Origin of the sequence: Streptomyces sp. NPDC093109, assembly GCF_040701725.1 — a bacterium.
GTDB lineage: Bacteria > Actinomycetota > Actinomycetes > Streptomycetales > Streptomycetaceae > Streptomyces.
This window is the reverse complement of record NZ_JBFBEZ010000013.1, coordinates 77,818-92,785: the sequence shown is the minus strand read 5'-3', so window position 1 is coordinate 92,785 and position 14,968 is coordinate 77,818. Positions and strand designations below refer to the sequence as shown.

The window sequence follows — 14,968 nt, the reverse complement described above, 5'->3', positions numbered from 1 at the left end:
ATCCTGGGTGGTGAGGGGACCGCGGAGGCGAATCGAGGGCGATGAGCACGGGTGGCAACACTTCTCACGACGGGCTGAACGGCCGCCGCGAGCGGGAGTCCGCGGCCGTCGTCACCGTGGACGGGCGCGGGATCGTCACCGGATGGAGCAAGGGCGCCGCGTCTCTTCTCGGCTACGAACCGGAGCAGGCCGTCGGCCGCCCCGCCGCCCGGCTGCTCGCCACGGACCGCGCCGAGGCCGCCGACGCGGTGACGGCGCTGCTCCGCGCGGACGTGTGGCGCGGCACCGTGGCCGTACGGCACCGGAACGGCGGCCGGCTGGAACTCGGCCTGGTGGCCTGCCCGCTGCTGGCCGCCGACGGCACGACCCGGGGATACGTGGTGACCGTCAACGCCATGGCACAGCCACCGGGAGCCGACCCGCTCACCGTGGACGCGGCCGTCGCCCAGGCACCCGTCGCCCTCTCGTCCTTCGACACGGAAGAGCGCTACATCCGGCTCAACGACGCCGCCTGCGCGATCCTCGGCATACGCGAAGAAGACCTGCGCGGACGGGACTTCGCCGACACCATGGACCCCGGCGACCACGACAGCGGGCACTTCCTGGAGCAGTTGCGCCGGGTGAACAGCACCGGCCGGCCCCTGCACTACGAGAGCTACACCAACGCCCTGACCTCGGCCCGCGTCCACGCCTGGAACATCCACATGTGGCCGGTCCGGGACCCCGACGGCCGGCAGCGGGGCGTCTCCATGCTGGCGTTCGACAGCAGTGAGCAGTACTGGGCCAGGCAGCGGCTGCTGCTGCTCAAGGAGGCGGGCACCGCCATCGGCACCACGCTGGACGTGGTCCGCACCGCCGAGGAACTCGCCCGGCTCGTCCTGCCCGTACTCGCCGACTTCAGCAGCGTCGACCTGCTGGACTCCGTACTCCAGGGCGACGAGCCGGCCGAGGGCCCGCTGGACACCGCCGTACGGCTGCGCCGGGTGGCCAACCTGGCCGTCGACCCGGACATCACCTCCGGCGCCGTCGCGCTGGGCAGCCTCGAAACCTACCCGGAGGCATCCCCGCCCGCCCGCTGTCTGACCACGGGACGGCCCTCGCTGAGCCGGCTGGGCGACACCGACTTCGCCCTCTGGACCGGGGCGAACGAGGCCAGGGCGAAAATGGTCAGGGAACTCGGCGTGCACTCCCTGATGGCCGTGCCGCTGCGGGCGCGCGGGATCACCCTCGGCGTGGCCGTCCTCACCCGCGCGCAGCGCCAGGACCCCTTCGAACAGGACGATGTGGTGCTCGCCGAGGAGCTCGCGGGCCGCGCCGCCGTCTGCATCGACAACGCGCGCCGCTACACGCGGGAACACACCACGGCGCTCGCCCTCCAGCGCAGCCTGCTCACCCAGCGGCTGCCGGACCAGGCCGCCGTGGAGGTCGCCTCCCGTTATCTGCCCGCGGGCTCCCGCGCCGGGGTCGGCGGCGACTGGTTCGACGTGATCCCGCTCTCCGGGAACCGGGTCGCGCTCGTCGTCGGCGACGTCGTCGGCCACGGAATCCACGCCTCCGCCTCCATGGGCCGGCTGCGTACGGCCGTACGCACCCTTGCCGATGTGGATCTGCCGCCCGACGAACTGCTCACCCACCTCGACGACCTGGTGAGCCACCTCGCCGACGACGACAGCTACGCGGCGGCGGCCGAGACCACCGGTGAGCTGGGCGCCACCTGTCTGTACGCCGTCTACGACCCGGTTTCGCGCCGCTGCGCGATGGCCTCGGCGGGGCATCTGCCGCCCGCGCTCCGGCTCCCGGACGGCACCGTCGAGCTGTTCGACATCGTCGCGGGCCCTCCGCTGGGCATCGGAGGCGTGCCCTTCGAGGTCACCGAACGGGAGCTGCCCGAGGGAAGCGTGCTCGCGCTCTGCACCGACGGGCTGATCGGCGGCCCGGACCGTGATGTCGAGGCGGGCCTGGAACGGCTGCGCGCGGTACTGGCGGAGCGACCGGCCGAGGGACCGGCGGCCGAGGACTTCCAGTCACTGGAGGCCCTCTGCGACCGGGTGATGACCCGGCTCCTGCCCGGCCGGCCCACCGACGACGCCGCGCTCCTCGTCACCCGGACCCGCGCGCTCCACTCCGACCAGGTCGCCTCCTGGGAGCTGACGGGGGACCCGGCGCAGGTGGCGGACGCCCGGGAGAACGCCTCGGCGCAGCTCACCGCCTGGGGGCTGGAGGACGCCGCGTTCGTCACCGAACTCGTGGTGAGCGAACTGGTCACCAACGCCATCCGCTACGGGGCCGAGCCCATCCGGCTCCGGCTGATCCGCGACCGTACCCTCATCTGCGAGGTCTCCGACGGCAGCAGCACCGCCCCGCACCTGCGCCGTGCGCACGCGTTCGACGAGGGGGGCCGCGGTCTGCTGCTGGTCGCCCAGCTCACCCAGAGCTGGGGAACCCGCCAGACCGGGTCGGGGAAGACCATCTGGGCCGAGCAGGTCCTCACCCATCTCGCCGGGCTCTAAGGCACGTTCCGCCCGGGAGAGCCGGGGGCGCCGGGAGAGCCGAGCAGGCCGGTCAGGACGCCGATCCGGTTGGTGGTGATCGAGTCGACGCCGCACGCGATCAGCCGCCGCATCGAGCGCCGGGTGTCCGCCGTCCACGCCGAGACCAGCAGCCCGTCCCGGTGGTTGCTCTCCACCAGCGCCCTCCCGACCAGCCCGAACCGGTAGTTGAGCCAGCGCGGCCGGACCGCCGCGAGCAGCGCGGGCCGCGGCGGCGCCACGGTCGTCCAGGTCATCGCGATCTCGGCGGCCGGATCGGCGGCGCGCACGGCGAGCATCGTGCCCGGGCCCGCGCAGTAGTACACGCGCCCCTCGGCGCCGCACTCGCGCACCGTGCCGACGACCTTCCGGACCGCCGGCTCGGTGGCGCCGGGCAGATCGATCATCAGCCGGCCGCCGGCCCCGCCGGTCTCCCCGTCCGCCGCGTGGAGCGTCTCCCGGAGCGTCGGCACACCGCCGCGCGTCAGCTCGCGCAGCTCGTCGTACGTCAGCTCCGCGAGCCGCCGGTCATGGCCCCAGAGCCGCCGCAGCGAGGAGTCGTGCAGCAGTACGGGCACGCCGTCGCGGGTGAGCCGCACATCGATCTCGACCGCCCCCGCCCCCCGCTCCCGCGCCGAACGGACCGAGGACAGCGTGTTCTCACGGGCGTGGTACGGGTCGCCGCGGTGGCCCACGGCGACGACCGCGTGCTCGGCCGCCATTACCGCGCGAGCCACTCGGCGGTGTACGTGTCGATCTCCGCCGCGAGCGTCTTCTTGCCCGCCGCGTCCAGGAAGGACGCCTCCACGGCGTTCTTCGCGAGATCGGCGATGCCGCGCTCGTCCAGACCGAGCAGCCGGGCCGCGACCGCGTACTCCCGGTTGAGGTCCGTACCGAACATCGGCGGGTCGTCGCTGTTGACCGTCACCATCACCCCGGCCGCCACCATCGCCTTGATGGGGTGCTCCTCGATGTCGGCGACCGCGCGGGTGGCGATGTTGGAGGTGGGGCACACCTCCAGCGGGATGCGGTGGCGCGCGAGATGCGCCAGCAGCTCCGGGTCCCGTACGGCGCTGGTGCCGTGGCCGATGCGCTCCGCGCCCAGGTCGCGCAGCGCGTCCCAGATGGTCTCGGGCCCGGTCGTCTCACCGGCGTGCGGTACGGAGTGCAGCCCCGCGGCGATCGCCCGGTCGAAGTACGGCTTGAACTGCGGCCGTGGCACACCGATCTCGGGCCCGCCGAGCCCGAACGAGACCAGGCCCTCCGGGCGCAGGTCCACCGCGAGCCGGGCGGTCTCCTCGGCGGCCGGCAGCCCCGCCTCGCCGGGGATGTCGAAGCACCAGCGCAGCACGACACCCAGTTCGGCCTCGGCCGCCTTCCTGGCGTCCTCGATCGCCTCCATGAACCCCTGCTCGGGGATGCCCCGGCTGGTCGAGCTGTACGGGGTCACGGTCAGCTCGGCGTAGCGGATGTTCTGCCGCGCCATGTCCCGGGCGACCTCGAACGTGAGCAGCCGGACGTCCTCGGGCGTGCGGATCAGGTCGACGACGGAGAGATAGACGGTGATGAAGTGTGCGAAATCGGTGAAGGTGAAGTAGTCGGCGAGCGCCTCGGGGTCGCTGGGCACCTGGGAGTCCGGGTGCCGGGCGGCCAGTTCGGCCACGATCCGGGGTGAGGCGGAACCGACGTGGTGGACGTGCAGCTCGGCCTTGGGCAGCCCCGCGATGAAGGGGTGCGGGTCGGTCATCGGAAACCTCCGGGAACTCCGGGAACGGTGAGTACGGCGCGGGCGGACGGTACGCCGGACCCTGGACGAGGAAGTCCGAAGTCCTGTCTGCCCGGGTCCGTGCTGGGCAGGGATCATCGTAGGCCGGGCCGCTTCAGCCCGGGGCACAGGCCGTAGCATGACCGGAATTACGATGGGGGAGGCCCATGTCTGACCAGAGCGAGCAGCCGTCGGGCGGCGCCGCGCCGAATGATCCGTGGGCGCCGCCGGAGCAGAAGACGTCGCTGGACAAGCAGGCGGGCCCGCCCGCGTCCGTGCACGACCAGCAGACGGTCCTCGGCATACCCGGACTGGGGCAGGGACAGGCACCGGGGCAGGCACCCGCCGCCGGGCCCACTCCGCCGTCCCCGTACGGACCCGCGCCGGCGTCGCCCTACGGGCCCGCGTCCGGGGCCGTACCGCCGCCGCCGACCGCCCCCGGGGGGCCGGCCCAGGCGCCGCCGGGAGCGTACGGCTACCCCGGCGTCCCGCCCCAGGCCACCCAGGCCACCCAGGGCTTCCAGCAGCCCGGCTCGCCCTACGGGCCCGGGCCCGGGCCGGGCGTCGGTCCGGCCGCCGGCCCTGGCTACGGCTACCCCACGTACCCAGCCACGCCCGGTTACCCGGGCTACCCGGGCTACGGGCAGAACCCCTGGCAGCAGGCCCCGGCCAACGGCCTCGGTACCGCCGCGCTGGTGCTCGGGATCATCTCCGTCGTGGCCTTCTGCTTCTGGGGGGTGAACATCGTCCTCGCCGTCCTCGCGCTGATCTTCGGCATCATCGGCCGCCGCCGCGCCAACCGCGGTGAGGCCACCAACGGCGGAATGGCGCTGGCGGGCATCGTCCTCGGTGCCGTCGGCATCGTGCTCGGCGTCGCGATGCTCTCCCTGCTCATCGCGGGAGTGGTGTTCAACGACGGCGACTACGAGACGGGCACCAGCGACGACGACCCGTTCGCCACCTCGCTGGTCGTCGGCGCCGACCGGGTCTAGGGCTGTTCGTCCGGATCCGTCCGGAGCCGCTCCCGCGCCTCCATGAGCGCGAAGCCCAGCAGATTGAGCCCGCGCCAGCGGGCGGGGTCCTCGGCCCGCTCGTCGTCCGAGGCCAGTCCGATGCCCCAGACACGGTCCATCGGGCTGGCCTCGACGAGTATCCGGCCGCCCGTCGCCAGCAGGAATCCGCGCAGCGCGGCGTCCTGCCCGAATTTGTGGACGGCGCCCGCCACCACGATCGCGTAGCGCTCCCGCTCCCAGACGGTCTCGTCGAAACCACGCACCAGCCGCCCCGCCCGCTTCGCCAGGGCCGGGTTCGCCGCCGTCAGCGCCGCTCGCTCGGCCTCCGCGTCGCCGAAGAGCCGGGCCTTGCTCGCCATCATCCAGTGCTCCGCCGTCGCGTACGCCGCTCCGTCGACGGTGAACGGCGCGGGCCACCACTGGCTGAGACAGCTCGCGCCGAGCACACCGTCCCGCCGGGGTGTGTGCCCCCAGAAGTGCAGGTACCTCAGCCGCTCACCCCGCTCCGCGCGCGCGATCAGCCCGGCCGCGCCAAGCCCCTCCGCGACGCTTTCCGCACCGTCCCCCGTACCGCTCCCCGTGTGCTCGCTCATGCACCGGATTCTGGCACCCACCACCGACAACACCTCCGTACCGGCACGTCCCGGTACGCACGGAGCGCGACCGAATCCGTCGTGTAATCAAAAGGCAACAACGGAATCCCTTGTTGGGATGGGATGGCTCTGTCAGGATCGGCACTCAATTGGAGCCGGGGCCACCACCGTGACATCGGAGAACCGCATGGGCGACCACTTCCAGGTGCGCGACCGTTTCGCGAGCGGGGCGCAGTTCATCGACGGGCGGGCGCGGCCCGGCAGTTCGGGGCGTACGCACACCGTCGTGAACCCGGCCACCGGCGAGGACCTCCTGACCTACCCGACCGCGGGCCCCGACGACGTGGACGACGCCGTCGCCGCCGCGCACGCGGCCTTCCCCGGCTGGGCCGGAGCCACGCCCGCCGCCCGCTCGGACGCCCTGCACCGGTTCGCGGAGGTGCTGGCGGCACAGGCCCCGGACCTCGCGTACGCCGAGTCGCTCCAGTGCGGCAAGCCGATCAAGCTGTCCACCGAGTTCGACGTCCCGGGCACCATCGACAACACCGCCTTCTTCGCCGGCGCCGCCCGCCGCCTCGAAGGCGTCTCCGCCGGGGAGTACAGCGGCGACCACACCTCGTACGTACGCCGGGAGGCGATCGGGGTCGTCGGCTCCATCGCGCCCTGGAACTACCCGCTCCAGATGGCCGCCTGGAAGATCCTCCCGGCGATCGCCGCCGGCAACACCGTCGTGCTCAAGCCCGCCGAGATCACCCCGCTGACCTCGCTGATGTTCGCCCGGGCCGCCCAGGAGGCCGGACTCCCCGCGGGAGTGATCAACATCGTCGCCGGGACGGGACCCGGCGCCGGCGAACACCTCGTCGGCCATCCCGATGTCGCCATGGTCTCCTTCACCGGCTCCACCTCCGTCGGCCGGCGCGTCGCGGGGATCGCCACCGCCGGCGTCAAGCGCCTCCACCTCGAACTCGGCGGCAAGGCGCCCTTCGTCGTCTTCGACGACGCCGACCTGGAGGCCGCCGTCCACGGCGCGGTCGCCGCGTCGCTGATCAACGGCGGCCAGGACTGCACCGCCGCCACCCGCGCCTATGTGCAACGGCCCCTGTACGACGCCTTCGTGAGCGGGGTCGCCGACCTGATGGGGACCGTACGGCTCGGCGACCCCTTCGACGAGGCCACCGACCTCGGCCCGCTCATCTCGCACGCCCACCGCGACCGCGTGGCCGGATTCGTCGAGCGGGCGCGCGGCTACGCGCGCGTGGTCACCGGCGGCGAGGCCCCCGGCGGCGACTGGCGCGACGGCGCGTACTACCGCCCCACCCTCGTCACCGGCGCGGCCCAGGACAGCGAGATCGTCCAGTCGGAGATCTTCGGACCCGTCCTGGCCGTACTGCCCTTCGACTCCGACGACGAGGGCATCCGGCTCGCCAACGACACCCCCTACGGCCTCGCCGCCTCCGCCTGGAGCCGCGACGTCTACCGGACCGGCCGGGCCACCCGCGAGATCAGGGCCGGCTGCGTCTGGATCAACGACCACATCCCGATCGTCAGCGAGATGCCGCACGGCGGCTTCGGGGCCAGCGGCTTCGGCAAGGACATGTCGGCCTACTCCTTCGAGGAGTACACGCAGGTCAAGCATGTGATGTACGACAACACGGCGGTGGCCCGCAAGGACTGGCACCGCACGGTCTTCGGCGACAGACACCGTCCTTGATCACCGACCCGAAAGGGCAACAGCGCATGGAGCAGTACGAGCCCGACCGCCTCTCCGCGGCCCAGTCGGCCGCGGTCCGGCGCAGCCTGACCGGCGGCAGGGGCGCCCTCACCCGCCGCTCCCTGCTGCGCGCCTCCGGCGTCGGCGCGCTCACCGTCGGCGGGCTCGCAGGACTGAGCGCCTGCGGGATCCCGCCCGCCAAGCTGGCGGACGCGGGCGCCGCCTCGGACGACCACTCGGCGAAGGAGAAGCGGGTCGTCTTCTCCAACTGGACCGAGTACATGGACGTCAGCGACGACGAGAAGCACTACCCGACGCTGGAGGCGTTCACCAAGCGCACCGGCATCACCGTCAAGTACACCGCGGACATCAACGACAACGTCGAGTTCTTCGGCAAGATCCAGCCCCAGCTGGCCGCCGGGCAGGACATCGGCCGCGACCTCATCTGCGTCACCGACTGGCTCGCCGCCCGCATGATCAGGCTCGGCTACGCCCAGAAGCTCGACCCCGCCCGCCTGCCGCACGCCTTCGCCAACCTCTCCCAGCAGTTCCGCTCGCCCGACTGGGACCCGGGCCGCGCCTACACCTACCCGTGGACCGGCATCCCCACCGTCATCGCGTACAACACCCGGGCCACCGGCGGCCGTACGGTCGACTCCGTCTCCCAGCTGCTCGACGACCCGAAGCTGCGCGGCCGGGTCTCGTTCCTCTCCGAGATGCGCGACACCATCGGAATGACCCTGCTCGACCTGGGCAAGGACCCGGCGACCTTCACCGACGACGACTTCGACGCGGCCGTCGCCCGTATCCAGAAGGCCGTCGACAGAAAGCAGATCCGCCGCTTCACCGGCAACGACTACACCGCCGACCTGGTGAAGGGCGACATCGCCGCCTGCGTCGCCTGGGCCGGGGACATCGTCCAGCTCCAGCACGACAGCCCCGACATCAAGTACGTCATCCCCCGGGCCGGTTACATGCTCTCCAGCGACAACCTGCTGGTCCCTGCCCGGGCACGGCACAAGAGCAACGCCGAGCAGCTCATCGACCACTACTACCGGCCACCGATCGCCGCGCAGCTCGCCGCCTACATCAACTACGTCTGCCCCGTCGACGGCGTACGCGCCGAACTCACGAAGATCGACAAATCGATGGCCGACAACACCCTGATCCTCCCGGACGCGGCCATGGCCGCCGCCTCGCACGCCTTCCGCTCCCTCAGCGCCGAGGAGGAGACCGCGTACGAGCAGAAGTTCGCCAAGCTCATCGGCGCGTAGGACGCAGGACATCCCCTCTTCTCCCCGGGACCGTGACCCATGACAGACACCGCATCCACCAGCCGGAGCGGCGGCGACGTCCGCCTCAGCGGGATCAGCAAGACGTACGGCTCCTTCCGCGCGGTCCGGCCGCTCGACCTCACCGTGCCCCAGGGCTCGTTCTTCGCCCTGCTCGGCGCGTCGGGCTGCGGCAAGACCACCACCCTGCGCATGATCGCCGGTCTGGAGGAACCGACCACCGGAGCGGTCTTCCTGGGCGACCGGGACGTCACCGCGCTGCCCCCGTACAAGCGCCCCGTCAACACCGTCTTCCAGAGCTACGCGCTCTTCCCGCACCTCGACATCCACGAGAACGTCGCCTTCGGGCTGCGCCGCCGGGGCGTCAAGTCCGTCGGCAGACAGGTGAGCGACATGCTCGACCTCGTCCAGCTCGGCGACTTCGCCCGGCGCAAGCCGCACCAGCTCTCCGGCGGCCAGCAGCAGCGCGTCGCCGTGGCCCGCGCGCTGATCAACCACCCGCAGGTGCTGCTCCTCGACGAGCCGCTCGGCGCACTCGACCTCAAGCTGCGCCGCCAGATGCAGCTGGAGCTGAAGCGCATCCAGACCGAGGTCGGCATCACCTTCATCCATGTCACCCACGACCAGGAGGAGGCCATGACCATGGCCGACACGGTCGCGGTGATGAACGGCGGCCGGGTGGAGCAGCTCGGCAGCCCCGCCGATCTCTACGAGAACCCCGAGACCACCTTCGTCGCCAACTTCCTCGGCACCTCCAACCTCATCGAGACCGAGGTCGCCGGCGCCGAGGGGGACGAACTCGTCGTCAGGGCCGGCGGCACCACGCTCCGGCTGCCCGCCGCCCGATGTCCGGCGCCCGCCACGAACGGGGGCCGGCCGACGGCCGGCGGCCGGCTCCTGGTCGGGGTACGGCCCGAGAAGATATCCCTGACGCACGCGGACGACGCGGACACCATCCCCGAGGGCCGCAACCGGGTCCCCGGCCGGATCGCCGACTCCAGCTTCATCGGCGTCTCCACGCAGTACGTGATCGACAGCCCGGTCTGCCCCGAGCTGGAGGTGTACGCCCAGAACATCGAACGGGACGGCCGGCTCGCCCCCGGCGCCGAGGTCGTCCTGCACTGGAACCCGGCCCACACCTTCGGTCTCGACGCGGCCCAGTCCCCGCTCTCCGGGACAACGGGTGACGCGGGCGTCGAGACGGTGGCCGGGGAGGCCGCGTGACCGCCACCGAAGCCCCGCCCGCCGCCGCTGCCCCGCCGCCCCCGCCCCCGGCGCCGGCCGAACCGACCGTGCGCAAGGCGTCCGTCCGCAGGCGGCTCGTACCGTACTGGCTGCTGCTGCCCGGCATCCTGTGGCTGCTGGTCTTCTTCGCGCTGCCGCTGGTCTACCAGGCGTCGACATCCGTACAGACCGGCTCCCTCGAAGAGGGCTTCACCGTCACCTGGCACGTCCAGACCTACTGGGACGCGCTCCAGGAGTACTACCCGCAGTTCCTCCGCTCGCTGCTCTACGCGGGCACCGCCACCGTCCTGTGCCTGCTGCTCGGCTACCCGCTCGCGTATCTCATCGCCTTCAAGGCGGGCCGCTGGCGCAATCTGCTGCTGGTCCTCGTCATCGCGCCGTTCTTCACCAGCTTCCTGATCCGCACACTCGCCTGGAAGACGATCCTCGCCGACGACGGGACGGTTGTCAGCGTCATGAACACGCTGCACGTCCTCGATGTGACGAGCTGGCTCGGCTGGACCGAGGGCAGCCGGGTGCTGGCCACCCCCATGGCGGTGGTCTGCGGACTGACCTACAACTTCCTGCCGTTCATGATCCTGCCGCTCTACACCTCGCTGGAGCGCGTCGACGGGCGGCTCCACGAGGCGGCGGGCGACCTCTACGCCCGGCCGCTGACCACCTTCCGCAAGGTGACCTTCCCGCTCTCGCTGCCCGGCGTCGTCTCCGGCACCCTGCTCACGTTCATCCCGGCCAGCGGCGACTACGTCAACGCCGAACTGCTCGGCTCGACGGACACGAAGATGGTCGGCAGCGTCATCCAGACGCAGTTCCTGCGGGTCCTCGACTATCCGACGGCCGCCGCGCTCTCCTTCATCCTGATGGCGATCGTCCTCGTCATGGTCACCTTCTACATCCGCCGAGCCGGGACGGAGGACCTCGTCTGATGCGCTGGTTCCGACGCAACCTCGTCGTTCTCGCGGGTCTGGGCACCCTCGCCTACCTGATCCTGCCGAACCTCGTCGTGATGGTCTTCTCGTTCAACAAGCCCAACGGCCGCTTCAACTACACCTGGCAGCGCTTCTCCACGGACGCCTGGCAGGACCCGTGCGGGGTGGCCGACCTGTGCGGCTCGCTGAGCCTCTCGCTGCGGCTCGCCGCCTGGGCGACGCTCGGCGCCACCGTGCTCGGCACGATGATCGCGTTCGCGCTGGTCCGCTACCGCTTCCGGGGGCGCGGCCCGATCAACTCGCTGATCTTCCTGCCGATGGCGATGCCCGAGGTCGTGATGGCCGCCTCGCTGCTGACGCTCTTCCTGAACCTCGGCGCGCGGCTCGGCTTCTGGACCGTCCTCATCGCACACATCATGTTCTGCCTCAGCTTCGTGGTGACGGCGGTCAAGGCGCGCGTCATGTCCATGGACCCGCGGCTGGAGGAAGCGGCGCGCGACCTCTACGCGGGCCCGGTGCAGACCTTCGTACGGGTCACCCTGCCGATCGCCGCGCCCGGTATCGCGGCGGGCGCGCTGCTCGCCTTCGCCCTGTCCTTCGACGACTTCATCATCACCAACTTCAACGCCGGTTCGACCGTGACCTTCCCGATGTTCGTGTGGGGCTCCGCGCAGCGCGGCACACCGGTGCAGATCAATGTCATCGGGACGGCGATGTTCGTGCTGGCGGTCCTGCTGGTGCTCGGCGGACAGATCGTCGCCGGCCGGCGCAGGAAGACCGCCACCACCTGAACACGTGTCTCCTCATAAGGAGTTGGAAGCCATGGCCCAAGGCGCCCCGCACCGTACGGCGGTCACAGCCTCGCTCGCCGACGCCCGGCCCGCCCCCTACTGGCTGGACGATCCCGGCAGGCCGGCCGCGCTGCCCGCCCTCACCGGCGACGAGCACTGCGATCTGCTGGTCGTCGGCGGTGGTTACAGCGGGCTGTGGACCGCGCTCCTCGCCAAGGAACGCGATCCGGCCCGGGACGTCGTCCTGATCGAGGGCCGCGAGGTCGGCTGGGCGGCCTCCGGCCGCAACGGCGGCTTCTGCGCCGCCTCGCTCACCCACGGCTTCGCCAACGGACTCGCCCGCTGGCCCGGTGACCTGGCGAAGCTGGAGGATCTCGGCGCGCGGAACCTCGACGCCATCGAGGCGGCCGTCGCGCGGTACCAGCTCGACTGCGACTTCGAGCGTACGGGCGAGATCGACCTCGCCACCGAGCCGTACCAGCTCGCCGGACTCCACGAGACGTACGAGGAGGCCACCGCGCTCGGCGTGCCGGGGCTGGAGCTGCTCGACCGGGACGCCGTACGCGCCGAGGTCGACTCGCCGACTTTCCTGGGCGGGGTCTGGGACCGGCGCGGCGTCGCCATGCTCCACCCGGCCAAGCTCGCCTGGGGCCTCAAGCGGGCCTGCGCGGACCTCGGCGTACGGATCCACGAGCGCACCCCGGCGCTGGGGCTGGCCAGGTCCGGCGCCGCGATGGCCGTCCGTACGCCGTACGGCCGCGTCTTCGCCCGGCGGGTCGCGCTCGGCACCAACGTCTTCCCGTCCCTGGTCCGGCGCGTGCGCCCGTACACCGTCCCGGTCTACGACTACGCCCTGATGACCGAGCCGCTGACGGCGGAGCAGCTCGGCGCGGTCGGCTGGCACAACCGGCAGGGGCTGGCGGACAGCGCCAACCGCTTCCACTACTTCCGGCTCACCGCCGACCAGCGCATTCTGTGGGGCGGTTACGACGCGGTCTATCCGTTCGGCGGCCGGCTCAGCGCGGGCCGGGACCACCGCCCGGAGACGTACCGCACGCTCGCCGCCCACTTCTTCCGCTGCTTCCCGCAGCTGGCGGGCGTGCGCTTCAGCCACACCTGGGGCGGCGCCATCGACACCTGCACGCGCTTCGCGCCGTTCTTCGGTACGGCGTACGGCGGCCGGGTCGCGTACGCCGCCGGGTACACCGGGCTCGGGGTCGGCGCGACGCGCTTCGGCGGCGAGGTGATGCTCGATCTGCTGGCGGGGGAGCGGACCGAACGTACGGAGCCGGCGATGGTGCGGGAGAAGCCACTGCCGTTCCCGCCCGAACCGGCCGCCTGGGCGGGTATCGCCCTCACGCAGTGGTCGCTGGCGCGGGCGGACGAGCGGGGCGGCCGGCGCAACGCGTGGCTGCGGACGCTGGACCGGCTGGGGCTGGGGTTCGACAGCTGAGGTCCCGGCGCTCCGGCGCGTGTTCGCTGTGAACGAGTGCTCGCTGTGAACGCGTGCTCGCTGTGAGGCAGATCACCGGTGGCGATGGGCGAACCCGCGTCATCGCACGGCACCGCCGCGCTCCCTCTATGGACGGACTGTCCAACAAGCCGGACGGTCCCACAGCTGGAGGGAGGCCGGGCGATGACCGACCCGGGGGAGAAGAGCACGGTTGAGCGTAGTGAGGCGGAGCGGAGTACGGCGGAGCGGAGCGCCGTCGAGTGGCTGGCGTCGGTGGCACCCGATCCCGACGCCTGCCGGCGGGAGTGGGAACGCAGCCCGGTCGGGGTGGCGCTGCTGCCCGCCGGCCGGCGCTGGGACGTCCTGATCCTGCCGGGCGAGCTGGGCTATCCGACGCTCGACGTGCTGACCGGGCTCGTCGACCGGCCCGGCCCGGTGCTCGCCGACTTCGGCGACGCGCGGATGGGCTTCTTCGTACCGCCGGACACGGTGACGCGCTGGCTCGGTACGGGTGTACGCGGCGCCGGTCGCGGCACCTGGATCGTCGTCCCGTACCCGGGCCGCGCGAGCGGCGGGGTGCGCTGGCTGATCCCGCCGGACGGCACGGGCACGCTCACGGACCCGGCGCTGCTGGAACTGGCGATGCACGAGGCCGCCGCGGGCATGGCGGAGCGGCGGAAGGCGGACGAGAAGGACGGCTGACCGCCCGGTCAGCCGCCGGTCCGGCCGGCCCGGGACCCGCGGATCCGTCGTGCCGTACGCGCCACCACCGCCGCGACGAGCGGGAACATCCCGCACAGCAGCACACTGCCGGCCACATCCAGCGGCCAGTGGTAGCCGCGCAGCACCAGTCCCGCGCCCGTCGCCAGGGTCAGTACGGCGGCGGCGGGCACGGTCCTGCGGATGCCCGCGTACGGGGCGAGCAGCAGCGCGGCGCCGCCGTACGCGACCATCGCCGTGGCCGTGTGCCCGGACGGGTAGTAGCCGGTCGCGTCGGTGAACGGGCCCGGGCGGTCGATCCAGAGCTTGAGCGGAACGACCAGCGCGGGCACCGCCGCCATCGCGAGGGCCGCGGTCAGCGCCCGGACCCGCTGCCCGCGCCACACCGCGTAACCGATCGCCGCCGCCAGCACCGGCAGCGCGACCGCCATCGAGCCCAGGTCGGCGAGGAGTTCCGTCAGCGGCTCGGGACCGCGGCCGGCCAGTGCGCGGCCGAGGCGTTCGTCGGCCGTGCTCAGCGGACCACCGGCCGCCACCTGCCAGGTGACGAGCGCGAAGAGGGCGGCGAGCACGGCGAGTACGGCGAGCGGAAGAAGAGAAAACGGCCGCCCGGGAACAGGGGGGGGAGTTCCGGGGCGGCCGTACAGACCGGTGTGCCGCGCGCCCCGGGGGGTTTGGGGCGGGCGGCCATCCGATCGGTGAGGAGATCCGGAGCCAGAAGCTCCAGTGATGTGCGCGAAGGCACGACCAAAGCGGCGCTGGGGATGCCCCGCATCGGTCTCGCCCGCAGTCTCCTGCGAGCGGGGTGTATCTCTCATCTGGGAAGACCGTACGTGAGGCGCGGGGGCTCCAACAGCCACAACGGCCTCTCGCCATCGCCCCCGCACACCTTCTTCACAGGCCCTGACGGGTGTGACGGCCGGATTCA

13 protein-coding genes are annotated in these 14,968 nt (G+C 72.2%); 9 read left to right on the top strand and 4 right to left on the bottom strand.

The features are described from left to right. Positions 1-41: 41 nt before the first annotated feature. Complete coding sequence (locus AB0389_RS15110; protein ID WP_366395832.1) at positions 42-2,510, top strand: SpoIIE family protein phosphatase; 2,469 nt, start codon at positions 42-44, stop codon at positions 2,508-2,510. Here the strand turns inward: AB0389_RS15110 and AB0389_RS15105 are convergent. Continuing rightward, positions 2,507-3,250: a glycerophosphodiester phosphodiesterase gene (locus AB0389_RS15105; protein ID WP_366395912.1), complete on the bottom strand. Its 744-nt coding sequence runs from the start codon at positions 3,248-3,250 to the stop codon at positions 2,507-2,509. The genes AB0389_RS15110 and AB0389_RS15105 overlap by 4 nt on opposite strands. Further along, positions 3,250-4,275 carry an adenosine deaminase gene (locus AB0389_RS15100; RefSeq protein ID WP_366395831.1) on the bottom strand — a complete coding sequence of 342 codons (1,026 nt, stop codon included), beginning with the start codon at positions 4,273-4,275 and terminating at the stop codon, positions 3,250-3,252. Before AB0389_RS15100 ends, AB0389_RS15105 begins: the two co-directional genes overlap by 1 nt. Before the next feature lie 185 nt (positions 4,276-4,460). Between AB0389_RS15100 and AB0389_RS15095 the strand changes: the two genes are divergently transcribed. After that, positions 4,461-5,285 (top strand): DUF4190 domain-containing protein, encoded by an 825-nt coding sequence (locus AB0389_RS15095; RefSeq protein WP_366395830.1) that lies wholly within the window; start codon positions 4,461-4,463, stop codon positions 5,283-5,285. On the opposite strand, the gene AB0389_RS15090 is transcribed toward AB0389_RS15095, so the two are convergent. Beyond that, entirely contained in the window at positions 5,282-5,899 is a 618-nt protein-coding gene (locus AB0389_RS15090) for an NADAR family protein (protein WP_366395829.1), read from the bottom strand. The two genes, AB0389_RS15095 and AB0389_RS15090, sit on opposite strands and share 4 nt — an antisense overlap. Before the next feature lie 187 nt (positions 5,900-6,086). Between AB0389_RS15090 and AB0389_RS15085 the strand changes: the two genes are divergently transcribed. The 7 genes from AB0389_RS15085 (at position 6,087) to AB0389_RS15055 (ending at position 14,022) form a co-directional block, all read left to right on the top strand. Further along, positions 6,087-7,610 carry a gamma-aminobutyraldehyde dehydrogenase gene (locus AB0389_RS15085; RefSeq protein ID WP_366395911.1) on the top strand — a complete coding sequence of 508 codons (1,524 nt, stop codon included), beginning with the start codon at positions 6,087-6,089 and terminating at the stop codon, positions 7,608-7,610. Between the two features lie 26 nt (positions 7,611-7,636). Further along, complete coding sequence (locus AB0389_RS15080; protein ID WP_366395828.1) at positions 7,637-8,884, top strand: spermidine/putrescine ABC transporter substrate-binding protein; 1,248 nt, start codon at positions 7,637-7,639, stop codon at positions 8,882-8,884. A 39-nt stretch (positions 8,885-8,923) separates the two neighbouring features. After that, positions 8,924-10,126, top strand: coding sequence for an ABC transporter ATP-binding protein (locus AB0389_RS15075; RefSeq protein ID WP_366395827.1), 1,203 nt, complete (start codon positions 8,924-8,926; stop codon positions 10,124-10,126). Continuing rightward, positions 10,123-11,073 (top strand): ABC transporter permease, encoded by a 951-nt coding sequence (locus AB0389_RS15070; RefSeq protein ID WP_366395826.1) that lies wholly within the window; start codon positions 10,123-10,125, stop codon positions 11,071-11,073. Before AB0389_RS15075 ends, AB0389_RS15070 begins: the two co-directional genes overlap by 4 nt. Next, complete coding sequence (locus AB0389_RS15065; protein WP_366395825.1) at positions 11,073-11,867, top strand: ABC transporter permease; 795 nt, start codon at positions 11,073-11,075, stop codon at positions 11,865-11,867. Before AB0389_RS15070 ends, AB0389_RS15065 begins: the two co-directional genes overlap by 1 nt. A 31-nt stretch (positions 11,868-11,898) precedes the next feature. Then, positions 11,899-13,320, top strand: a complete 1,422-nt coding sequence (locus AB0389_RS15060; protein WP_366395824.1) for an FAD-dependent oxidoreductase — start codon at positions 11,899-11,901, stop codon at positions 13,318-13,320. A 183-nt stretch (positions 13,321-13,503) separates the two neighbouring features. Next, positions 13,504-14,022, top strand: coding sequence for a hypothetical protein (locus tag AB0389_RS15055; protein ID WP_366395823.1), 519 nt, complete (start codon positions 13,504-13,506; stop codon positions 14,020-14,022). Between the two features lie 8 nt (positions 14,023-14,030). Here the strand turns inward: AB0389_RS15055 and AB0389_RS15050 are convergent, their stop codons facing one another. Continuing rightward, on the bottom strand, positions 14,031-14,858 hold the full coding sequence (locus tag AB0389_RS15050; RefSeq protein ID WP_366395822.1) for a phosphatase PAP2 family protein: 828 nt from the start codon (positions 14,856-14,858) through the stop codon (positions 14,031-14,033). Positions 14,859-14,968: the final 110 nt, after the last annotated feature.